General features: G+C 67.6%; 22 protein-coding genes and 1 pseudogene. 12 read left to right on the top strand and 11 right to left on the bottom strand.

All coding sequences use genetic code 11. The features are described 5' to 3' along the window. Positions 1–159: 159 nt before the first annotated feature. Positions 160–693: a hypothetical protein gene (locus U5798_RS01235; RefSeq protein ID WP_322080909.1), complete on the bottom strand. Its 534-nt coding sequence runs from the start codon at positions 691–693 to the stop codon at positions 160–162. 227 nt (positions 694–920) lie between these two features. Between U5798_RS01235 and U5798_RS01230 the strand changes: the two genes are divergently transcribed. From U5798_RS01230 to U5798_RS01220, 3 genes and pseudogenes are all read left to right on the top strand, one after another. Further along, entirely contained in the window at positions 921–1,994 is a 1,074-nt protein-coding gene (locus U5798_RS01230; protein WP_124452793.1) for a sensor histidine kinase, read from the top strand. A gap of 1 nt (position 1,995) precedes the next feature. Further along, positions 1,996–2,727 carry a LytR/AlgR family response regulator transcription factor gene (locus U5798_RS01225; protein ID WP_124452670.1) on the top strand — a complete coding sequence of 244 codons (732 nt, stop codon included), beginning with the start codon at positions 1,996–1,998 and terminating at the stop codon, positions 2,725–2,727. Positions 2,728–3,306: 579 nt separating this feature from the next. Beyond that, a pseudogene (locus U5798_RS01220) lies at positions 3,307–3,633 on the top strand (type II toxin-antitoxin system HipA family toxin); the annotation flags it as partial. Between the two features lie 62 nt (positions 3,634–3,695). Here U5798_RS01220 and U5798_RS01215 read toward each other — a convergent pair. Then, positions 3,696–4,100 carry a winged helix-turn-helix transcriptional regulator gene (locus tag U5798_RS01215; protein WP_124452668.1) on the bottom strand — a complete coding sequence of 135 codons (405 nt, stop codon included), beginning with the start codon at positions 4,098–4,100 and terminating at the stop codon, positions 3,696–3,698. 90 nt (positions 4,101–4,190) lie between these two features. Here U5798_RS01215 and U5798_RS01210 point away from each other — a divergent pair, with 90 nt between their 5' ends. After that, positions 4,191–4,784, top strand: coding sequence for an FMN-dependent NADH-azoreductase (locus U5798_RS01210; protein WP_322080908.1), 594 nt, complete (start codon positions 4,191–4,193; stop codon positions 4,782–4,784). A 308-nt stretch (positions 4,785–5,092) separates the two neighbouring features. On the opposite strand, the gene U5798_RS01205 is transcribed toward U5798_RS01210, so the two are convergent. The 5 genes from U5798_RS01205 to U5798_RS01185 all read right to left on the bottom strand — a co-directional run bounded on the left by U5798_RS01205 (position 5,093) and on the right by U5798_RS01185 (position 10,948). Further along, on the bottom strand, positions 5,093–5,623 hold the full coding sequence (locus U5798_RS01205) for an OsmC family protein (protein ID WP_124452664.1): 531 nt from the start codon (positions 5,621–5,623) through the stop codon (positions 5,093–5,095). Between the two features lie 59 nt (positions 5,624–5,682). Continuing rightward, entirely contained in the window at positions 5,683–6,753 is a 1,071-nt protein-coding gene (locus tag U5798_RS01200; protein WP_124452661.1) for a substrate-binding domain-containing protein, read from the bottom strand. Positions 6,754–6,928: 175 nt separating this feature from the next. Further along, a complete protein-coding gene (locus tag U5798_RS01195) occupies positions 6,929–7,984 on the bottom strand; it encodes an ABC transporter permease (protein WP_322080907.1) in 1,056 nt (351 codons plus the stop codon). Next, positions 7,981–9,474 (bottom strand): sugar ABC transporter ATP-binding protein, encoded by a 1,494-nt coding sequence (locus U5798_RS01190; RefSeq protein WP_322080906.1) that lies wholly within the window; start codon positions 9,472–9,474, stop codon positions 7,981–7,983. The genes U5798_RS01195 and U5798_RS01190 overlap by 4 nt, the downstream gene beginning before the upstream one ends. A 166-nt stretch (positions 9,475–9,640) precedes the next feature. After that, a complete protein-coding gene (locus tag U5798_RS01185; RefSeq protein WP_322080905.1) occupies positions 9,641–10,948 on the bottom strand; it encodes an NtaA/DmoA family FMN-dependent monooxygenase in 1,308 nt (435 codons plus the stop codon). Positions 10,949–11,287: 339 nt separating this feature from the next. Between U5798_RS01185 and U5798_RS01180 the strand changes: the two genes are divergently transcribed. The 6 genes from U5798_RS01180 to U5798_RS01155 are packed head-to-tail and all read left to right on the top strand — an operon-like array spanning position 11,288 to position 18,302. Then, the gene (locus U5798_RS01180; RefSeq protein WP_322080904.1) at positions 11,288–12,433 is read left to right on the top strand and encodes an MsnO8 family LLM class oxidoreductase; all 1,146 of its coding nucleotides are present in this window, start codon (positions 11,288–11,290) and stop codon (positions 12,431–12,433) included. Further along, the gene (locus U5798_RS01175) at positions 12,430–13,005 is read left to right on the top strand and encodes a GNAT family N-acetyltransferase (RefSeq protein WP_124452651.1); all 576 of its coding nucleotides are present in this window, start codon (positions 12,430–12,432) and stop codon (positions 13,003–13,005) included. Before U5798_RS01180 ends, U5798_RS01175 begins: the two co-directional genes overlap by 4 nt. Positions 13,006–13,062: 57 nt before the next feature. Continuing rightward, complete coding sequence (locus tag U5798_RS01170) at positions 13,063–14,703, top strand: ABC transporter substrate-binding protein (RefSeq protein WP_322080903.1); 1,641 nt, start codon at positions 13,063–13,065, stop codon at positions 14,701–14,703. Positions 14,704–14,738: 35 nt separating this feature from the next. After that, positions 14,739–15,749, top strand: coding sequence for an ABC transporter permease (locus tag U5798_RS01165; protein WP_322080902.1), 1,011 nt, complete (start codon positions 14,739–14,741; stop codon positions 15,747–15,749). A 13-nt stretch (positions 15,750–15,762) separates the two neighbouring features. Further along, positions 15,763–16,632: an ABC transporter permease gene (locus U5798_RS01160; protein ID WP_322080901.1), complete on the top strand. Its 870-nt coding sequence runs from the start codon at positions 15,763–15,765 to the stop codon at positions 16,630–16,632. Then, the gene (locus U5798_RS01155; protein WP_322080900.1) at positions 16,629–18,302 is read left to right on the top strand and encodes an ABC transporter ATP-binding protein; all 1,674 of its coding nucleotides are present in this window, start codon (positions 16,629–16,631) and stop codon (positions 18,300–18,302) included. Before U5798_RS01160 ends, U5798_RS01155 begins: the two co-directional genes overlap by 4 nt. A gap of 25 nt (positions 18,303–18,327) precedes the next feature. On the opposite strand, the gene U5798_RS01150 is transcribed toward U5798_RS01155, so the two are convergent. Together U5798_RS01150 and U5798_RS01145 are read right to left on the bottom strand one after the other, a co-directional pair. Next, on the bottom strand, positions 18,328–18,540 hold the full coding sequence (locus U5798_RS01150; protein ID WP_006489184.1) for a twin transmembrane helix small protein: 213 nt from the start codon (positions 18,538–18,540) through the stop codon (positions 18,328–18,330). Then, a complete protein-coding gene (locus U5798_RS01145; protein ID WP_124452642.1) occupies positions 18,537–18,887 on the bottom strand; it encodes a hypothetical protein in 351 nt (116 codons plus the stop codon). The genes U5798_RS01150 and U5798_RS01145 overlap by 4 nt, the downstream gene beginning before the upstream one ends. 226 nt (positions 18,888–19,113) lie before the next feature. Here U5798_RS01145 and U5798_RS01140 point away from each other — a divergent pair, with 226 nt between their 5' ends. Both U5798_RS01140 and U5798_RS01135 read left to right on the top strand, forming a co-directional pair. Next, on the top strand, positions 19,114–19,872 hold the full coding sequence (locus U5798_RS01140) for a YoaK family protein (RefSeq protein ID WP_124452640.1): 759 nt from the start codon (positions 19,114–19,116) through the stop codon (positions 19,870–19,872). Between the two features lie 87 nt (positions 19,873–19,959). Further along, a complete protein-coding gene (locus tag U5798_RS01135; RefSeq protein WP_124452638.1) occupies positions 19,960–20,145 on the top strand; it encodes a ribbon-helix-helix protein, CopG family in 186 nt (61 codons plus the stop codon). Between the two features lie 34 nt (positions 20,146–20,179). On the opposite strand, the gene U5798_RS01130 is transcribed toward U5798_RS01135, so the two are convergent. Next, entirely contained in the window at positions 20,180–21,016 is an 837-nt protein-coding gene (locus U5798_RS01130) for a spermidine synthase (RefSeq protein ID WP_322080899.1), read from the bottom strand. Positions 21,017–21,056: 40 nt separating this feature from the next. After that, positions 21,057–21,401 (bottom strand): zinc ribbon domain-containing protein YjdM, encoded by a 345-nt coding sequence (locus U5798_RS01125; protein WP_176049825.1) that lies wholly within the window; start codon positions 21,399–21,401, stop codon positions 21,057–21,059. Positions 21,402–21,549 lie beyond the last annotated feature (148 nt).

The raw sequence follows: 21,549 nt of genomic DNA, 5'->3' as shown, positions 1-21,549 counted from the left end.
TGCAAGACGCGCCCGACGCGATGCGTCGGGCGCGGAAGGCGGCGTAGCGGCGTAGCGGCGCACGGACCGCGAACCCGCGGGAGCGGGCGGCGCAACCGCCCGGGTCGCCGGGATCGCGGCGGACCCAGACGTCCGCCCTCGCCGGCGACGCGGCCTCGTTCAGCGCGATTCGAGCGCGGATCCGCCGCCGTCCTCCAGCACGCCGTTCGAATGACGGACGCAGCGCGTCACCACGTTGATCGCACGTCCGAACGGCATGCCGACGAGCCCGCCCCAGACCGCGAACGACAGGACTGCGAAGGCGTCGGTGGCCGCCCACGGCTGCGCGGCCTCGATCGAGTAATGAATGAAGGTTTCGGCGACGAAGGTCAGGAGCAGCGTGACCAGCAGGCTCGCGTCGCCCGGCAGGCGGACGAACATGCCATCCGGCCCGGTCCTGAACTGCAGGCGCCAGCCGCGCGCGTGGAACCAGCCGCCTGTCGAGCCGACCACCAGCATCGCAAGGGCCGCCGCGTACGCATCGACGCCCGCCTTTGGAAACAGGTGACCGAGGCTCGACAGGCCGAGGCCGACGAATACGACCGGAAACAGGAGGGGACGCACGGGACGCACTTCGCGCACGAAGCAGCGCTTCACGCCGATATAGACGAGCGCGCAGAACAATACATAGACGTAGGTCGGCAGGTGGGCCAAGGGGTACCTCGTTCGGAAGCGCCGCAACCGGCGGGATGTCAGCAACTTTAGCGGCCGGCCGCATCGAGCGCTGCATGTTGCGATGAACGGTCGAAATCGCCGGATGAACGGCCCTCAGGTCCGGCGAACGTCCTTGCGGATCGTCACCTGCGCGTCGCAGCCGATCGCCGATGGCAATGCCGTCGCAAATTACGCTACCATCTCCGCAAACCTCCCCGCTCGCTGCCATGCCAAGCAAGCCGCTCGCCTTTCTGTCGTCCGAACCGCACGTCGGCCCCGCACATCGAGGCCGCTCGCTGCTGGGTCTTTTCTGTTTCAACTCGGCGGTCGGACTGATCTTCTGGGCGACGCGCCGCAACGAAGCGCTGCTGCCGTACTTGGTCGTCGCGAACGGCATCGGGTTCAGCGCGACACTGCTCGGCGTCGCCATCGACCGGCTCGTGCGCGGCAAACTCGCGCTGGTTCCAAAGATCCTGATCGTCGCGCCGGCCAGCGTGTTCATCGGTTTTGAGGTCGCGGCCTCCACCGTCGGCCACGTTCCGCACCTGATCGGGCATGCAGGCATCAAGGTCTGGCTGGCCTACGGCTCGTCGTTCATTGTCGCCGGCGCCGCCTGCGCGTTCGTGTCGGTGTTCGTGCAGGCCGCCCGCATGCGCACGTCGCTCGAGACGCAGCGGCGCGAGGCCGCCGAGGCGCGCCAGGCCGAAACGGCCGCGCGGCTCGCGCTGCTGCAGGCCCAGATCGAGCCGCATTTCCTGTTCAACACGCTGGCGAACGTGCAGAGCCTGATCGAGCGCGATCCGGCTCGCGCCACGACGATGCTCGACAGCCTGAACCGCTATCTGCGCGCGAGCCTGGGGCGCACTCGCAAGGCCACCTCCACGGTGGGCGAGGAACTGGAGCTGGTCGAGGCGCTGCTGAAGATTGCGACGATCCGGCTCGGTGAGGAACGCCTGCGCTATTCAATCGACGTCCCGGAGGCGCTGCGGGCCTTGCCGCTGTCGCCGCTCCTGCTGCAGCCCCTCGTCGAGAATGCGTTGCTGCACGGCATCGAGCCGTCGGTTGCCGGCGGTGAAGTGCGTGTTCGCGGCACGCGCGACGGCAATTTGCTCGTCCTGAGCGTGAGCGATACCGGCGTGGGCCTCGGCAACGGCGGCACGAAGCTCCACGGCGGCGTGGGACTCGCAAACATTCGTGCCCGAATTATCAGTCTCTATGGCGAGCGCGGCCGCGTGTCGGTCGGCACGAATGCCGAAGCCATGCGGGGCGTAACCGCAACCTTGCAGATTCCGATTGCCTGACATGCCGACAGCCCTGATCGCCGACGACGAACCCAACCTATCCGCCGAACTTGCCGCGCGCTTCGGTACGCTGTGGCCCGAACTGGAGATCGTCGGGATGCCGCGCAACGGCGTCGACGCGCTCGCGGAGCTCAATGCAAAGCGCCCGGATTTCGCTTTCCTCGACATCCGGATGCCCGGTATCGACGGGCTGAAGATCGCGAGCCTCGTGCCGCACGTGCATGTCGTATTCGTAACGTCCTACGACGAGTACGCGGTTCAGGCATTCGACCAGTCGGCGATCGACTATTTGCTGAAACCCGTGACCGATGATCGCCTCCTCCGCTGCATCGTCAAGCTGCAGCGCGGCGGCCCTGCACCGGCCGACACCGCGCTGTTGGCCGGTGCGCAGGAGCAGCGAGATGCCGCACTCATACGGTGGCTGACCGTAGGGATCCGGGATACAACCCGACTCGTTTCAGTGGACGAGGTGCTGTATTTTCAAGCAGCGGACAAATACACAGAGGTCGTTACCGCGAGCGAGCGGCACGTGATCCGAACACCCCTCAAGGAGATGCTGCTGCGCCTCGATCCGGGGCGTTTCGCGCAGGTGCACCGCGGCGTAATCGTTGCCTACGCAGCGATTGATCACATCGAGCGAGACCTGCTTGGTCGACTGCGCATCCATTTGCGCGGAAGCTGCGACGTTCTCCCCGTGAGCCGCGCCAGCGCCGGCCTCTTCAAGCAGATGTAAAGGGTTGGCCGATGCGGTTCGCGAAATATCGAGTGCGACGATATCGGCGCTGATATCGCCCGCGCTCACGTCCCCCGATTGCAGGACTGGATCCATACCATCCCCGCTGCCGAATCGAGCACCTTGAGATTGGCGGCCAACCCTCCTATTCGCTTGAGGCTGCCATTGAAGGCGGATTGCGGGAGGACTTTGCAGGGCAAGGATAGCCCCTTCTACGTTACTGGCAACGACTCGATCCCGACTCGGACATTTTCGAGAAGCTCGACAGCCGAGGCGCGCTGCTTTGCGCTTGGACCAACGGTGAACGAGAGCTGTGGTTCGCCTCGTTGATGCTGCGTTTTGACACCCTGTATGGGTATTCGTCGTCGCTCCCGGGCCATCGACAGGCGCCGGACGCCATATCACCGCACGAGCTGGAGTGATGGCAGGGTGTCGAATGGCCCGAACCGAACCGGTAGTTGGCAATCTCCGCGGCCAGCAGCTCGGAAAAATGCTCCTCGAGACATTCATTTTTGTAGCGAAATCAATAACGTAGGTCGAGATGCGGCGGATTTTTCACGAATCCCGGCCAACCCTCTGTATCACGCGCCGACGCACCGGCCCGACCATCACGGCGATCACTGGCCGCACTGCGAGCTGACGATGCCGCTCGGGAATGCGACGCGGTTCGCCGATATCGACATGGATGCGCTGGTTGCGTTCGGTCAGGCACTCGGGCTCAGGGACAAGGCGGCCGCGAGCGAACTGCAGCGCTTTCTCGAACCACTCGATCGTCACGTCGAGCAGACGCTCGATGATGTGCGGCACATCGCGCACCCGGACGCCGGGGAAATGCGCTTGCTGAATTCGATCGCCGCGATGCCGATCGCGGAAATGGGGCGCGCGCTGCGGCAGACGCGCGGATAGGCTGCCGCGCGCGGGTGTCGCGCCGTTGCCGATACCCGCGAGCGCCCTCTCCCCGCCGAACCTCAGGCCTGCTCTGAGCCGCTTCGCTTGGCGGGAGCATGCTTGCCCTGGTCATAGCGTGCCCGGTTGTTCTCGATCTCTTCGAGATGCTCTCCCGCCCACGCACCCAGTGCGCGAACCGGCACCGCCAGGGCTTGTCCGAGCGGCGTCAGCGCATATTCGACTTGCGGCGGCACCGTCGGGTAGACCGTGCGGCTGACCATGCCGTCTCGCTCGAGCGCCTTGAGGGTACGCGTGAGCATCTGTTGCGAGATGCCGCCGACCGTCCGCTTGATCTCGTTGAAGCGGTGTGGCCGCTCGACCAGCACCCTGACGATCATCACCGTCCATTTGTCGCCGACGATTGCGAGCACCTTGCCGACTTCATGGCAGCGGGTGCTGACGCCCGGTTGGGCAGGCATATCCATCTGACCTAGTCCTAAAAATGTGCGTTCTTGGCGTATCGCCTCCAGTTACATAGCATAGTGCCGATCGCAAATCCACACCGGAGGTATCCAGTGAACCTGCTTCATCTCGATTCCAGCATCATGGGCGCGAACTCCGCCAGTCGCTTGTTGTCTGCCGCCATCGTCGAGCGGATCGTCGAATCAAATGACGCGGTGAATGTCACCTATCGCGATCTTGCCAGCGAAACGCCCCCGCATCTGTCCTTCGACGCGTTCATGGCGCTCGACGCCGGCAAGGACGTGCAGCAGTTTCTCGACACCGACGTCGTGGTGATCGGGGCGGGCTTCTACAATTTTTCGGTTCCCACCCAGCTCAAGGCCTGGATCGATCATATTGTCGTGCGCGGCAAGACTTTCGCGCGCGGCGAGAACGGGCCGATCGGTCTCGCCCAGGGCAAGCGCGTGTTCGTCGCGCTGGCGCGCGGCAATGTTTACAGCGAGGGATCCCCGTATCAGGCGTTCGAGCACGCCGAGACCCTGCTTCGCTCGGTGTTCACCTTCATGGGCGTCTCGGATATCGAGTACATCGTCGCTGAAGGGCTCGGGCGCAGCGAGGAGGTACGCCACGCGTCGATCGAGAGTGCACTTGAGAAAGTGCGCAAGCTCTCTCCGAAAGCTGCGGCTTCGGCTACACCCGGCGCTTGAGAGCACGGGCGCGAATACACGGCATATCCGGATTTCGCGCCCCCTGGTTTAGATGCGTTTCGGCATCAAGCTGCCGAATCCAGCATGGCACTTCGCTGTATCGACAAGGCTGCGACAACCGATCAGCCGGAACAGTCCATCGCCACCATTAATCTTCCTTCATGCCGAATCGCGTTAGGGAACGAGCATCAGGATAAGTATTCTTATCACAATACATCCATTTAAAAATGAAACCCGCCAATGCATGATTCGTCGCACCGCGCGCGACGCATTGCCGAAACACGGGAACCATGCACCGCGCCGGCTCGTTACCCGCCGGTATGCCGCAATTCGCCGTCGATATGCTGCGGCAGCTTCAGCAGGTTGAAGATCGGGCAGACGGCTTCGACCGCCTGATGCAACGCACGGATGACCTCCGGCGGCTCGGGTGACGCGATGTCCAGCGTATAGCGGATGTTGTGCGGGAAGACCGGGACATGCTCGAACCCCGGCTGCTGGGCGAGCGGATGCTGGTCGCCGGTCACCTCGACTGCGATCGAGTCGATCTTCAGGCCGCGCTCCGCAGCCTGGATCAGCGTGATATGCGTGAGGCAGCTGCCGAGCACGCCGAGTTGCAGTTCGGGCGACGCGGGCCCGAGGTTATAGCCCGCGAAGTCGGGCGGACTGTCGCTGATCACCTGGAAATCGCGAATCCGGATCTCGCGCACGCCGCTGCGGCCGAGCGCGCGTACGGTCGCCTTCAGCGGCGTCGCCTTGAAATCGGGATCGTTGCGTGCCGCCTGCTGCTTCGCGTGCCACGCGGTGCGTTTCTGGGCGAGATAGTCGTTCAGGGTCGTCATGGTCGGGTCATCGGTAGGCGACGCGCGGAAGGAGGTCGCGTCGCGGCGTTCAAAGGCGATCAGTCGATCGCCGGAATCCATGCGGCCGTCGCGGCATCGCTCGCGCGGAACGCCGGAAACTTCGCGCCGAGCTCGGCGACAGTGCGAATGTCGTTTTTCACGAGATCGTCGCGCGTGATCAGCGTCGGCTTGACCGCGATGCGCGCGCCCGGGTTCTGGCCGGCGACGAGCAGCGCCGCGGCGCGCACGGACACGGCGCCGACGACCGCGGGATTGGTCGCGGCCGTCGCGACCCATGCGCTGTTCGGCGCGCGGATGGCCTCGATGTCGGCCGTCGAGATGTCCGCGCTGTAGATGCGGACTTTCGACGACAGCCTGGCCTCGTCCGCCGCAAGCTTCGCGCCGCGCGCAAACTCGTCGTAAGGCGCGAACACGACGCGGATGTCCGGGTTCGCGCGATAGGCCGCCGCCGCCTGATTCGCGACCGATTGTGCGATCGGATTGTCGACGGTGCCCCAGCGCGCCTTTTCCTGAACCTTCGGGTGTGCGCGCTTGAAATCCCGCCACGCCGCATCGCGCCGGTCGAGCGGCGCGAATCCGGCCACGTAGACGTAACCTGCCGCGAACGCGTCGCCGTTGTCCTTGACGGCCTGATCCAGCAGCAGGTTCGCCAGGTCGCGATCGTTCTGCTCGATCTGCGGCACCTTCGGATTGGCGAGGTCGACGTCGAACGCGACGACCTTGATGCCCTTGTCGAGTGCGCGCTGAACGACGTCCTTCAGCGACTCGGGCAAGCCGTGATTGACGATGATCGCGGACACGCCGATGCTGATCGCCTGCTGAATCTGCTCGCGCTGCTCGGCCGCATCCTGCCGGCCTTCGTAGATGCGCAGATCCACGCCGAGCGCACGCGCCTGCTTCTGCGCGCCGGCTTCGTAAGCCTGGAAGAAGTCGCCGGTCGACAGGTAGTTGACGAGCGCGATCTTCACGCCGCCCTTGTCGAACGGCGCCGGCGCGCCCTTGAGCGGGCCGGCCTGCACCGCGGGCGTCCCCAGCACGAGCGCGGCACCCAGGACGAATGCGCCGACCTTCAGGTCGATACGCGAGTTTCGGCGAAGCAACGATTGCATGGCGTGTCTCTCTCCCCATCGAACGATATCGGCCCAATCTATCAGTGCGACGCACCAACGCAAACCGACCGATTCGGCAATGGTTATTACTCTGGATAACAAACCGTCCGGAACCGGCTAGCCGGCGAACCGATGAACGCTGCCGCACCCGCGCCGCGTGTCGCGCCGCCCGCCATCACGCGCGGGCATCCGCTCGGCGACCGATGCCGAACGTGAACGCAAGCGCCAGCACCAGCAACACGCCCTTGATGAAATCCTGCATGTAGTAAGGCGCGTTCAACATCGTCAGCCCGTTGAGCAGCACGCCGACGAACACTGCCCCAACGACCGTGCCGAAGACGTTGGGCCGCTTCGCGCCCCACACGGCATACCCGATCAGCGCGGCGGCCACCGCGTCGAGCAGCAGCGAGTGCCCCGCGCTCACGTCGCCGCGGCCGACCCGCGCGGCGATCAGCATGCCGCCCAGCGACGCGATCGCGCCCGACACGACATACGCGGCGACACGGTAGCGCGCAGCCGGCGCGCCGGCCAGCCGTGCCGCCGTTTCGTTGCCGCCGATCGCGTAGATCACGCGGCCCCAGCGGGTCGCCTCCATCGTGACGCAGGCCAGCACCGTCACGGCCGCGAGCATCAGCACCGGCAACGGTACGACGTCGAACACGCGCAGCCGGCCAAGCGCGAGAAAGGCGGCGGGGAACACGCCCGTCGCGTCCGTGCCGTCGGGCAGCACCGAGCCGGTCGCGAGCGAACGGCCACCGGTCGGGATCAACTGCAATCCGGCCAGCAGGAACAGCGTGCCGAGCGTCGCGAGCTGATCGGGCACGCGCAACCGCGTAATCAGCAAGCCGTTGAACAACCCGGCGGCCACGCCGAGCACGATGCATGCGATCACGGCCGCCAGCGCGCTGCCGTGCCAGACGACCAGCACGTAGCTCGCGGCCATCTGCGCGGTCGCGGCCACGCTGCCGACCGACAGGTCGAAGCCGCCGGCCGCGAGCGTGACGGTCACGCCGATGCCGAGCAACGCGACGATCGACACGGCCTGCAGGATGCTGAACAGATTGTCGAGGTTCAGGAAGGCGGGCTCCCTGAGCCCGAACACCGTCACGAGCGCGGCCAGCACGAGCAGGATGCCCGTGCGTTCGAGTGCATCGCGGATGCGTGCCGGCGCGGGGCGCCGCCGTCCGCCGGGCGACGCGGGCTGCAAGACGGAAGGAGGAACGGATTTCATGAGGTAGCTGGCTCGACGGAAGAAGTCGGATGCAGGCGATCGAGCGTGGCGCGATCGAACCGCACGATGCGATCGGCGATCTCGGCGGCTTCCTCGAGATCGCTGACGAATACGATCGTCGCGCGCTCGGGCGCATGACGCCTCAGCGTATCGACGATATCGGCACGCGCCCCCGCATCGATACCCTGAAACGGCTCGTCGAGCAGCAACAGCCGCGCGGGCTCGGCGTGCCAGCGCGCGAGCACGACCTTCTGCTGATTGCCGCCGGACAGGCGGGCCACGCGATCGTCCGGGCCCGTGCAGCGAATGCCGAACCGGGCGATCGCCGCCGCCGCGGCCGCGCGTTCGCGCGAGCGACGCACCGCGCCGCTCGCGAACCAGCGCGACAGGAACGGAAAGCCGATCGTGCCCGCGATCGATGCAAACGGCACGCCGTCGGGAAACAACGAGGTACGCCAGCGATCTTCGCCGGCCAGGAATACGCCGGCGCGAATCGCGTCGGCCGGCGAACGCGGCCGCCATGGCCGGCCGTCGAGCGTCATCTCGCCGGCCGCCGCGCGCACCGCGCCGAAGATCGTATTGGCGAAGCGCGACTTGCCGCCGCCAACCGGGCCCGCGATCGCGACGATCTCGCCGCGCCGGACATCGAGGTCGAACGGGGCACTGGTGGGCGTCAGCCGGATCTGCCGCGCACTGAAGCCCGGGCCGGACCCGGACTGCCCGTCGCGAACCGGCGCCGATGCACGCGCTCGCGGCAGAGCGCGTCCGATCATCGTTTCCACCGCGGCATCGAAATCCACCGGCGCGGCCAGATCGGCGACGATCCTGCCATCGCGAACGATCGCCACGCGATCGGCGATGCGACGCAAATCGCCGAGTCGATGCGACACCAGCAGGATCGCGACGCCGTCGCGGCGCAGCGCGTCCACCAGCACGAACAGCCGCTCGGCCTCCGGCGCGGACAGGCTGGCGGTCGGCTCGTCGAGAATCAGCAACGACGGCTGCCCGGCCAGCGCGCGCGCCAGCGTCACACGCTGCTGGTCCGCCAATGACAGCGAGGCCAGCGGCGCCGCAAGGTCGACGTCGAGCCCGACTCGCTCGGCGAGCGGCCGCGCCGCGGCGCGCCGCGCGGCCGGCGGCACGTGCCAGGCCGACGCCGGATCGCACAGCCGGTCCAGCAACAGGTTGTCGGCAATCGACAGCGTCGGCACGACGGCATCGGCAACCGACTGGTGCACGGTCGCGACGCCGAGCCGCTTGGCGGCATGCGGCGACGCCGGTCGATACGGTTCGCCGCGCAGCGCCAGCGTGCCGCCATCCGGGCGCAGCGCGCCGCTCAGGATCTTGACGAAGGTCGACTTGCCCGCACCGTTCGCACCCATCAACGCGACGACCTCGCCTGCGTCGATCGACAGGTGCAGCGCCGACAGCGCGACGGTCGCGTCGAAGCGCTTCGCGATGCCCGCGGCGCTCAGGACGGGCGTCGGCATGAAGCAATCCGGCCGGTCGTCACGAATGGCGGCCGCGTCCCGTCCGCAGCTTCCGGTTTCGCCGGTATCGGTACGTCGTGGTTCATGTCACGCGACTCCCTGTCGTTCGTTTCGCCGTGGCCGACGCACGGTCCGTCGCCCGGCACATCGCTCACCCGGCGCCCGTTCATGCCGTCGCCGTCTCGCGCCGCAGCGCCGGCAGTTCCAGGTTCGCGCGGAAATCGCCGCCCACATAGTCGGTGTCGAGCAGATCGCGGCGCCGCAACTCGGGCAGCAAGCCATTGAGCAGCAAGTCTTCCTGGTCGGGCTGGCCGAGCCCGTGCAGCGACAGCACGTCGACGAGCCCCGTGCGATAGCGCAATTCGATCGCATCGGCGAGTTGCTCCGGCGTGCCGGCCGCGAACCAGTGGCCGGTCTCCTGCGCGCGGACGATCAGCTCGCGCAGCGTCAGCCGCTGGCGTGCGTAGCCGACGAAGATCGCGACCCGCCCGCGCCGTCGATGCACGCTGTCGATCGCCGGCAACAGCGAGTCCGGCAACGGCCGGTCGAGCGGCAGGCCGCGCAGGTCGACATTGCCGCCGAGCATGTCGGCGAGCTTCAGCCTGCCTTGTTCGTAATCGATTCGTTCATGCTTGTCGCGCAACCGCCGTGCGACATCGGCATCGGATTCGCCGATCACCGAATGAAACGAATTCATCACGAGCGGCAACCGGTTGCCGCGACCGAATGCGGCAGCCTGCCGGTGCAGCTCGGAGACGAATATGCGGGCATCGTCGAGCGTCGGCTGCGACGTATAGACGACTTCGGCGTATCGCGCACCGAGCGACACGCCGCTCGCCGACTGCCCTGCCTGGAACAGCACTGGCCGCCGTTGCGGCGAGGGCGGCACGTTCAGCGGCCCCTGGACCTGAAAATGCGCGCCACGGTAGTCGATCGGGCCGAGCCTGAGCGGATCGACCGAAATGCCGCCGCCCTGCCCGCGCCGCACCGCATCCGGATCGTTCGCGTCGAACAGCGCGTTGACGACTTCGACGAATTCGGCCGCGCGTGCGTAGCGTCGCTCCGGGTCGGGCAATGCCGCGTCACCGAAGTTTTCTTCGCCGACCGACGACGTGACCGCATTCCATGCGGCGCGGCCGCCGCTCACGTGATCGAGCGTGCCGATCAGGCGCGCGAGATTGTAGGGATGGTGATACGTCGTCGACACGGTCGCGACGAGCCCGATGGCCGAGGTCGCCTGGCTCAGCGCCGCCAGCGCGACGATGGGCTCCTGGCTGCCCGTGCTGCCGGCGAGACCCGCCGTATCGGCCTGCAGGAGGTCGGCGGTAAAGAGGCCCGTGATCTTCTCGGCTTCCGCCTTGCGTGCGAGCGACGCCGCACGCCGCACGCCCTGTGCAACCTCCGCGTCGCCGGGCGCGTACAGCACGCTTGCCGCGCCGACGAGCGTCTTCAGCCGTCTGCGGGCGCGGCTCATGACGCGGCCCCGGTGGGCGCGCCCGTGCGTGCGGTGCGCGCCGTGCGTCGTTCGCCATGGTCGTTCATCTGCAATCCTCGTGATTCCGTCGGTTCGGGCAACGCATGTCGGCATCACGATGGCGAGCGCACTCGCGTCGGATCGTCCGGCAGGCTCCAGGCACGCGCCGCAAGGCGCGCAGCCAACGACCATAACGCAAGCCCCCCGGTCGGCCGGAACGAATATTTTCGGCTTTCGATATTCTTCTTGATTGTTTGACCGCGCGAACGTCGGCGAAAAATAATTCTGCATGCCTAACCCGTTGATCAGGCCGCTTCGACCCGCGCCGATCGCCTCATCATGACGTTCGACGCCATCCCTTCCGATTCCGCGCTGTCCGCGTTGCCGTTCCGCCTGAGCGTGCTCGACAAGAGCCCCGTTGCGCCCGGAGAAAGCGCCGCCGACGCGCTGGCGCGCAGCGTATCGCTCGCGCGCTTCGCCGATGCCGCCGGCTATCACCGCTACTGGCTCGCCGAGCATCACAACACGGCCGCGCTCGCGTGCCCGTCGCCGGAGATCCTGATCGCACACGTGCTCGCACACACGCAGCGCATCCGTGTCGGGTCGGGCGGCGTGATGCTGCAGCACTACAGTCCGTACAAGATCGCGGAAAACTTCAACCTGCTCGCGTCGCTCGCGCCGGGCCGCGTCGATCTCGGCATCGGCAAGGCGCCGGGCGGGCTGCCGCTGTCGACGCGCGCGCTGCAGGACGGCTACGATCCGGCGCGGCGCGCGTCCTTCGCCGATCTGGCCGACACGCTGAACCGTCATCTTCAGGGAGCCGCCGCGACCGGCGATGCGGCCGGGCAGGATGCCGGCGCACTGCACGCGACGCCGCACCCGCCGGTCCCCGCCCAAGCGTTCCTGCTCGGCGCCAGCGCGGAGAGTGCCGCGCTCGCGGCACGGCTCGGCTGGGCGTTCGTCTATGCATCGCATCTCAACGCATCCGTCGCGGATCTGGAACATGCATTCGACGCATACCGTCGCGCGTCGGGCAACCGCACGCCGCTGCTTGCGGTCTCCGTGATCGTCGCGGCAACCCGCGACGCGGCCGCTCGACTGGCGAGCGGGCATCAGGGCTTTCGCGTGCAGGTGGGCGACACGCCCGCCGTCAACGTCGGCAGCCTCGAACAGGCGCATGCCTACATCCGCCAGGCCGGTGGCGGCCCGCACCGGATCGACCCGCGCGAAACGCGAATCGTGCACGGCACGCGCGACGACGTGCTGCGCGAACTCGACGCATTGCACCGCCGTCACGGAATTGCCGAATTCGTCGTCGACACGCCGGTCGCCGATGCCGCACCGCGGATTGCGTCTCTGCAATTGCTGGCCGGCGCGCGCGCCGACGACCACGACGCGGCGGCGTCACGCGGGCGGCCGGATGCGCGAAACGAGAACCCGCGCCCCGTCACCCGCCAACCGGACTTCGAGAGCTCGGCGCGATGACCGATACGATCCGCATCGCCGGCGCCGACGACGTGCCGGCTGTCTATGCGTTGCTGCAGGACGCATACGCGCCGCTGGTCGCACAAGGCGTGCACTTCAACATCACCCGCTCGCCGATCGGTCTCGTCGCGCAGACGATCGTTCGCGAAACGACATTCGTGCTCGAACGGGCAACCGACGACGGCCGCACCGCGCTCGCCGCGACACTGACCGTGCGGTTCCCGTGGGTATCCGGCGAACCCGGCCGCACGCCGTATCCGTTCCTGCACTGGTTCGCGGTCGCACCCGCGTTCAAGCGTCAAGGCCTCGGTCAGGCCCTGATCGAGCACGTCGAATCGCGGTTCCTGGCCGCGCAGGTGAAGGCCCCCGCGACCTATCTCGCGACCGCGACCAACCATCCGTGGCTGCAGCCGTATTACGAGCGCCACGGCTACGTCGCATTCGACCGCTCGACGAATACGCTCGGCACGCCGCTCGTGTGGTTGCGGAAGATCCTGATCCCGGATCTCTATCGCGATCCGCCGGCGGTCGAGGCCGCCGGGAACGGTGCACGCGTCCGCGCAAGCGCGTGACGCACGGCCCGTCGCGCCGAACCCTCCTGCCATCCCTATCGTGAAAGGCTTCCCAGCATGACATTCGCATTTCCGGATTCCGCCCGCTTCGTGTCGCGCCGCACCGCGCCGGCCGCGCTCGTGCTCGCACTCGCGTTGCCGCACGCCGCGTTCGCGCAGGGCACGCCCGTCTCGGGCGGCACACTGACCTGGGGCGTCGAAACGGAGCCCCGCACGCTGAACCCGCAACTGAACGGCCAGGACAAGGTCGAGTTGCTGCTGCGCAATGCGTACGAGAGCCTGCTCGTGCAGAAACCCGACGGCAGCTACGTCCCGTGGCTCGCGACCGGCTACAAGGTCTCCGCCGACGGCAAGACCTATACGTTCACGCTGCGCGACGGCGTGAAGTTCACCGACGGCGCGCCGTTCGACGCGAAGGCCGTGGCGCGCAACTTCCTGAACGCACGTGAACTGTCGTATGCGGCCGGCAGCCAGCTCGCGCGGCTGAGCTCGCACGTCGCCGACGTCAAGACCCCGGACGAGCGCACGGTCGTCATCACGCTCGACGCACCGTATGCGCCGTTCCTGACGTTCGCCGGCCGGCTGCCGCTGCTGTCGCCCAACGCGTTCGACCGGCCCGGCCTGAAATCGGGCGGCACCGACATCGCGGGCACCGGCCCGTTCATCCTGCGCCGCTATGTGAAGGGGCAGGAAATCGAGTTCGCGAAGAACCCCGACTATCGCTGGGCACCGCCGACGGCCGGCCACCAGGGGCCCGCCTACCTGGACCGGATCGTCTACCGGTTCCTGCCCGAATCATCGGTGCGCACCGGCGCGCTGCTGTCCGGTCAGGTCGACGTGATCGAGGGCGTGTCGGGCAACGACGCAGCACTGATCCGCAAGAACGCCGATTTCACCTACCGCCGTGCACTCAACACCGGTACGCCCTACTCGCTGTTCCTGAACGTCGCCTATGGCCCCACGCAGGACGTGAAGGTACGCCGCGCGCTGCTCGAGGGCCTCGACACGACCGGCATCGTGCAGTCGATCTACCGCGGCGAACGCACGCGCGCGTGGGGGATCACGTCGCCGATCGATCCGTTCTACGACGCCACGATCGAACGGTCCTACGGCAACAATCCGAAACTCGCGAATCAGTTGCTGGACGAAGCCGGCTGGAGCACGCGCGACAGCGACGGCTACCGCACGAAGAACGGCGAGCGGCTGACGATCGCGGTGATCCAGGCACAGGCGACGGTGCGCGACCAGCGCGACGTGCTGCTGCAGGCGCTGCAAGCGCAGGCGCGGCAACGACTCGGCATCGACCTGAAGATCCAGTACGTCGACGACGGGACGTACGTCGAGGCACGCAAGAGCGGCAAGTTCGGCTCGATCGCGAACTCGAACACGCCGCCGGACGGGATCGACATCGAAGGACATTACCTGCCGGTCGATCGCGGCGGTGCGCTGAACTACAGCCGCGCGTCGGCCCCCGAACTGACGCGCTGGCTGCAGGCGGCCGCACGCACGCAGAACGTGGCGGAGCGCAAGAAGCTCTACGGCGAACTGCAGCGCTTCGCGATCAACGAGCAGGCGTACGCGGTGCCGCTGTATGAGCCCGAAGACCAGATCGCCGCCGCGAAGACGGTCCAGGGGTTGCGCTTCCGCTCGTTCGCGCAGATGCCCGAGAACCCGTACGACGTGTGGGTGAAGAAGTAGGCCGACGCGCGCCGATCCGACTGGAGAATTCGACCATGAACCGTTCGCCGTCCACGCCCCTCGCCGTCCCGGACACGCTGCCGGTCGCCGCGCCGCCGGTGGCATGGCGCCGCTGGTTGCGTTCGCCGATCGCGACGCGGCTCGCCACCGGCGCACTCGTGCTGTGGGCCGCGGTCACGCTGTCGTTCGCGGCCGTGCATCTCGCGCCAGGCGATATCGTCGGCATCCTGATCGGCGAGCAGCTGAGCACGCCGGAGATCGAAGCGGCCATCCGCCAGGAATGGGGACTCGACGAACCGCTTGCGCTGCAGTACCTGCATTACCTGTGGCGCGTGCTGCACGGCGAGTTCGGCCGCTCGTACATCCTGAACACCGACGTCGCGCCGCTCGTGCTCGGCCAGCTGTGGCCGACCCTGAAATTGACGGGCGCGGCGCTCGTCGTGACGATCGGGTTCGCCGTCGGCCTCGCGGTGCTGACGGCCGGCCGCCGCTGGGCCGGGCGCGTCGCGTCCGGCGTCGAGCTGCTGCTCGCGTCGACGCCGTCGTTCTGGCTCGGCATCATGCTGCTGTTCGTGTTCAGTTTCACGCTGAAGCTGTTCCCGGTGGCCGGCGATCGCGGCTTCGCGTCGCTCGTGCTGCCCGCGCTGTCGCTCGGGCTGGCACAGGGCGCGGTGATCGGCCGAGTATTGCGGCAAGGCATCGAGCGGGCGCTCGACGAGCCGTACGCGCTGACGGTGCGTTCGTGGGGCGTCGGCGGGCTTGCACTGCGCGTGCGTCATGCGCTGCGCCACGCGGCGCTGCCGGCCGTCACGCTCGCCGGCTGGCTCGTCGGCGGCTTGCTGAGCGGCGCGGTGATTACCGAGCAGGTGTTCGGCCGTCCGGGGCTCGGCAAGGTGACGGTCGACGCGGTGCTGTCGCGGGACATGCCGGTGATCCTCGCGATCGCGATCCTGTCGGCCGCCATCTATGTCGCGCTCAGTACCGCCGTCGACCTGCTGTACCTGCTGATCGATCCCCGCCTGCGCGACCGCCGCGCAGCGCATTGAACCGGAGGCACCGATGTCCGTTCCCGTCGATCTCGCGCTGCACGCACCGGCGACGTCCCGCGCGGCCGGCTGGCTGCGCCGCCACCCCGGCCTCGCGCTCGCGGCCGTCTACCTGCTGCTGAACGCGGTCGCCGTCGTCGCACCCGGCTGGCTCGCACGCTACGATCCGCTGGCGGCCGACCCGCTGTCCGCGCAGCTTGGCAGCAGCGCCGAGCACTGGCTCGGCACCGACCAGCTGGGCCGCGACATTTTTTCGCGCGTCGTGCATGGCGCCCGCTACTCGCTGTCGATCAGCGCGGCGGCGATCGGCGTCGCGACGCTGTTCGGCACCGCGCTCGGGCTGTTCGCCGGCCTCGCGCGCGGCTGGCTCGACGAGCTGATCACGCGCTTGCTCGATGTCGTGTCCGCGTTCCCCGACCTGCTGCTCGCGTTGATGCTGATCTCGTTCACCGGCCCGGGCGCGACCAACCTCGTGTTCGCGCTCGGCGTCGCATCGGTGCCGCGCTTCGCACGCGTGGTGCGTGCGCAGACCTTCGTCGTCGCGGCGTCGGGCCATGTCGAGCATGCGCGCACGCTCGGCCTCGCGCCGGCGGTGCTGGTATGGCGGCACGTGTTGCCGCATGCGATTGCACAGGTGCCGGTACTCGCGACGATCGGGCTGGGCACCGCGATCATCGGCACGTCGGGACTGAGCTTCCTCGGCATGGGGCCGCAGCCGCCCGCCGCGGAATGGGGGTTGATGCTCGCCGAAGGCCGCAACTACCTGTACAACGCGTGGTGGATCGCGGTATGGCCGGGCCTCGCGATCACCGCGGCCGTCATCGCCGTGAATGCGCTCGGCGGCTACTGGCAGACGCGCTTCGAGCGCCGGGAGGCCGCATGAGCACCCGTGGAAACGTTTCGCGCGCGACGAGCGCCGCCGCGCCACTGGTCCGCATCGAGCGCCTGACGATCGGGTTTAGCGGCCCGCAGGGGACGCGCGCCGTCGTCGGCCCGCTCGACCTTGCCGTGCATGCCGGCGAATGCGTCGCGCTCGTCGGCGAGTCGGGCTCCGGCAAGTCCGTCACCGCACGCAGCCTCGTCGGGTTGAACGGCCCGCGTGCCGTGATCGATGCTGCGTGCTTCGAGATCGGCGGCGCGGACGCGCGCGGCCACCGGGAACGCGACTGGCGCGCCATACGCGGCCGCCGGATCGGCTACGTGCTGCAGGACGCGCTGGTGTCGCTCGACCCGCTGTGGCGCGTGCGCGACCTCGTGGCGGAGGCGTTGCACGACACGCGCCGGCGCGACGTCGCGGCGCGCAGCGCCGAGCTGCTGCGCTCGGTCGGCATCGACGACCCCGAGCGGCGGCTGCCGCAGTATCCGCATCAGCTGTCGGGCGGCTTGCGGCAGCGCGTGCTGATCGGCACCGCGATCGCGGGCGGCGCGTCGCTGCTGATTGCCGACGAGCCGACCACCGCGCTCGACATGACCGTGCAACGCCAGATCCTGACGCTGCTGCGTGCGCGGCGCGACGCCGGCGACGCGATACTGCTGATCAGCCACGACCTCGCGGTCGTCGCGGACCTGGCCGACCGCGTGCTCGTGATGCGCGCCGGCCAGGTCGTCGAGCAAGGGCCGGCACGCGACGTGCTGAGTGCGCCGGCGCATCCGTACACGCGCGAGCTGCTCGCCGCGATTCCCACCGCCGCATCGCGCGGGTTTCGGCTCGCGACCACCGCACGCGTACCGCTGCCGCCGAAGCGCATCGATGCGCACGCACCGGTACTGGCCGTCGACGCGCTGACGAAGCGCTATGGCGGACGCGACGCGCCGGCCGCGGTCGACGACGTATCGTTCTCCCTTTCGCGAGGCGAGACGCTCGGCATCGTCGGCGAATCCGGCTCCGGAAAATCCACGGTCGCGCGAATCGTGCTCGGGCTCGTCGAGCCCGACAGCGGCACCGTCGTGCTCGACGGCCAGCCGTGGAACGGCGTACCGGAAGCCGCACGACGCGCCCGCCGTGCGCGGCTGCAGTTGATTGCACAAGACCCGTACAGCTCGTTCGACCCGCGCTACTCGGTCGGCCAGATCATCGGCGAAAGCCTCGATGTGCTCGGTATCCACGGTGACGCACGCCGGCGCCGCGTGCTGCAGCTGCTCGACGAAGTGCAGCTCGGCGCCGCCTGCCTCGACCGCTACCCGCGCGAATTGTCCGGGGGCCAGCGGCAGCGCGTCGCGATCGCGCGCGCGTTCGCATCGAACCCGGCGCTGCTCGTCGCGGACGAGCCGGTCAGCGCGCTCGACGTGTCGATCCAGGCCCAGGTGCTCGATCTGCTCGCCGATCTGCAGGCCGAACACGGCACCGCGATGCTGTTCATCTCGCACGACCTCGGCGTGGTCCATCACGTGGCCGACCGGATTCTCGTGATGCGGCGCGGCCGCGTGGTCGAGAGCGGCCCCGTCGGGCAGGTTTTCGATGCGCCGTCGCACCCGTACACCGTCTCGCTCCTCGATGCGCTGCCGACGCTGCCCGCTGCGTACGCGGCACCGACGCTCGCCGCGCTCGCATGAGCGTTCCCGGGCGCCGACGCGCGCGTCAGCGACCGATCGGCAACCCGGTCGGTTCGATCCAGCCGAGCTTGTACGCGATCAGCAGCGACAGAAACAGCGTGACCGACAGCCCGACGCGGGCGGCGAGCGACCATGCCATCCGCTTGGACTTGCCGCGATCGTGATTCATGAAATACAGCGCGAAGATGAGGCTCGCGATGATCATCGCGAATGCCACGGAGACCAGCAGGGTTTTCATTGCTGTTGCCTTTGAAGATCCGAATCGGCCTGAATGAGTTCGGCCAGTTTATTCCGTTCGTCGGCGACGCCGCCGACGCCTGATGCGGGCCAGTCCAGCGCGACACCGTTGCCCAGCGAATCGCGCACGAGCGTCTGGTAGCGCCGGTCGTTGATCCGGCCATGGTCCATGGCGTCCGAGATCTCGTGCCGGAACGGCAACGGGAAACTCGCGTACGCGCGCGACAGCGCCGCATATTGTCTCGCATCGATCTCTTTCGACGATGGTATGACGGTCCAGAGCACCACGGCCACGATGGCCGTGAACGGAATCGCCGTGTAGCGGAGAATGAACTTGATCGGGGTCATGACGCGGTAGGTCGAAGGGAGCGCGGCCGCGAAGCCGCAGGCTGGCCGTACCGTTCGCATTGTACTGGCAGCCCCATGAGGCTAACAGAGTATGATAATGACATTATCATGTTCATCACATGAATCGACAGACCCGGCCTTCGGCGCAGGCGGCGTGCCCGCCCTGCCGCCGGGCGCCGGTCTTCATGTCCGTGCCCGCGATCCGCGGCGATTGAGCGAAGCCCCTATGCCAGCGCAGTACTTTCGAAACCTGACGGGAAAACACCGCAGCGCGACCGCAAATCGCCAGCTCGGGTTTTCGCTGGCGTTCGTCGCCGGCGCGGCCAATGCCGGCGGCTTTCTCGCGGTCAAGCAATACACGTCGCACATGAGCGGCATCGTGTCCGCGATCGCCGACCAGACGGCACTCGGCGACGTTCGGCTGGCACTGGCCGGCATCAGCTCGCTGGGCTCGTTCCTGATCGGCGCCAGCTGCTCGGCGATCCTCGTCAACTGGGGGCGCCGCCGCGGCCTGCAGAGCCAGTTCATGCTGCCGCTGCTGGTGGAGGCCGCACTGCTGCTCCTGTTCGGGCTGCTCGGCAGCCATCTCGCGCTGTGGGAAACCTTCTTCGTGCCGGTGACCGTGACGCTGCTGTGCTTCATCATGGGGTTGCAGAACGCGACGATCACGAAGCTGTCGGGCGCGGAGATCCGCACGACGCACATGACGGGCATCGTGACCGACCTCGGCATCGAACTCGGGAAGCTGTTCTACTGGAACCGGTCGGCCGTCGACGTCGACGCGCATGCGGTGATCGCCAACCGCTCGAAGCTCAGGATTCACGCGACGATGCTCGCGTCGTTCTTCGTCGGCGGGCTGGCCGGCGCGATCGGCTTCAAGCATGTCGGCTACGTGTCGACGGTGCCGCTCGCGGCGGTGCTCGTGCTGCTCGCGATCGTACCCGTGATCGACGACCTGCTCGCGTTGCGCCGCAGCAGCCGCTGATCGGCGCGCAGAACCGTCATTCCGGCGGCGGCACCGAAGTCGGATGGATTATAATTTGATTAACATACCGACCACGCTCGCCTCGTCATGGAAACGAAAACCGCCCGCCTGACCGTCCTGATCGACCCCGCGAAGAAGGAAGCCTTCGAAATGCTCTGCGCGGAGCAGGATCTCACGCCGTCGCAAGTCGTGCGGCAGTTGATCCGCGAATATCTCGACCGGCACGGCGTCACGTACAAGACCAAGAGCACGCTCGGCAAGCGCGTGAAGTAAGCGCGGCCGCGCTCACGCACCGCTCACACACCCGTTACGCGCCGATTTCCCAGCGCCCTTGCGATTGCGCGCGCCGCACCAGCCGCTGCGGATCGACGCTCTCCCCTGCCTTCATGCGCCTCGCCGTAGCCCCTAGCTTGAGCGTGCCGGCCTGCGCGCACGCGAGCGCGCGTTCGAGCAGGATCCGCAATGACGGCAGCCGGTTGTCGTTCTTCCATGCGAACGCGACGAAGTTGTTGTCGTCACCGCACGGTACCAGCGCATACGACGCACCGAATACCGCCCGCAACTGCTCGACGTGTTGCGGCAGCGCCGGATCGTCGTCCATCAGGTTGATCGCCAGCACGCCGGTTTCGCCCAGGCGCGCGCGGCACGCGTCGAGGAATGCCGCGCCCGTGCACCGGCCCGGCGTGCCGTCGGCGACGAACGCGTCGTGCAGGATCACGTCCGTCCGGACGTCCGCCCGGTTCACATGATCCGCGGCGTCGGCGCATAGCACCGCGAACCGCGCGTCATCGGCAGGAATCCTGAAGACATCGCGCAATGCGATCACGTCCGGATTGATTTCGACCGCGTCGATCGCCGCACCGGGCAGGTGCCGGTAGCAGTACTTGGCGAGCGAGCCGCCGCCGAGCCCGAGCATGCAGATGTGCGCCGGCTCGGGCTGCAGCAGCAGGAAGCCCATCATCACGCGCGTGTAGCCAAGCTCGAGCCGCACCGGATCGCGCAGCGACATGAAGCTCTGCGTGCCGAAATGATCGAAGTGCAGCGACAGCGCGTGCCGCGTCTCCAGCACGAACGGCCGGCCGTCGTTCAGCGGCGTCGCCAGGAATTTGACGAACGCGTCGTAGGAAGCTCGATCGTCGATCATGGCCGGGCAATCGGACGGAAATGAACGGGCACGCGGATGCTCAGACCTTCTTCAGGTAGCAGGCCTTCAGCATGAAGCCGCCCATGTCGGTCTTGCAATCGACTTCGTGATCGCCGCCGACGAGCCGGATGCTCTTCACCTTGGTGCCCATCTTCAGCGTGATCGATGAACCCTTCACGCGCAAGTCCTTGATCAGCACGACCGAATCGCCGTCCGACAGCACGTTGCCGTTCGCGTCCTTGACGACGTCGCCCGCGGGTTCGTCGCCCGCTTCGGTGCCGGCACCGGCCGACCATTCATGGCCGCAGTCGGCGCAGACGGTCAGCGTGCCGTCCGGGTAAGTGTTTTCCATCGCGCATTGCGGGCAGGCGGGGGCGGCGTTCATTGCAGCTTCCATTCGGGAGGAGTCGGGTCGATCGAAAAAATGCCGGGCGAGCAGGTTGCGCGCCCGGGCGGCCATGCGGCCGGGACACGCCGGCCGGCGGAGCGGCAGGCCGGCATCGGCGCACACGGTATTATAATGCAATACACAT

Origin of the sequence: Burkholderia sp. BCC1972, assembly GCF_905339605.1 — a bacterium.
Lineage (GTDB): Bacteria > Pseudomonadota > Gammaproteobacteria > Burkholderiales > Burkholderiaceae > Burkholderia.
This window is presented reverse-complemented; position numbering and strand designations above follow the sequence as displayed.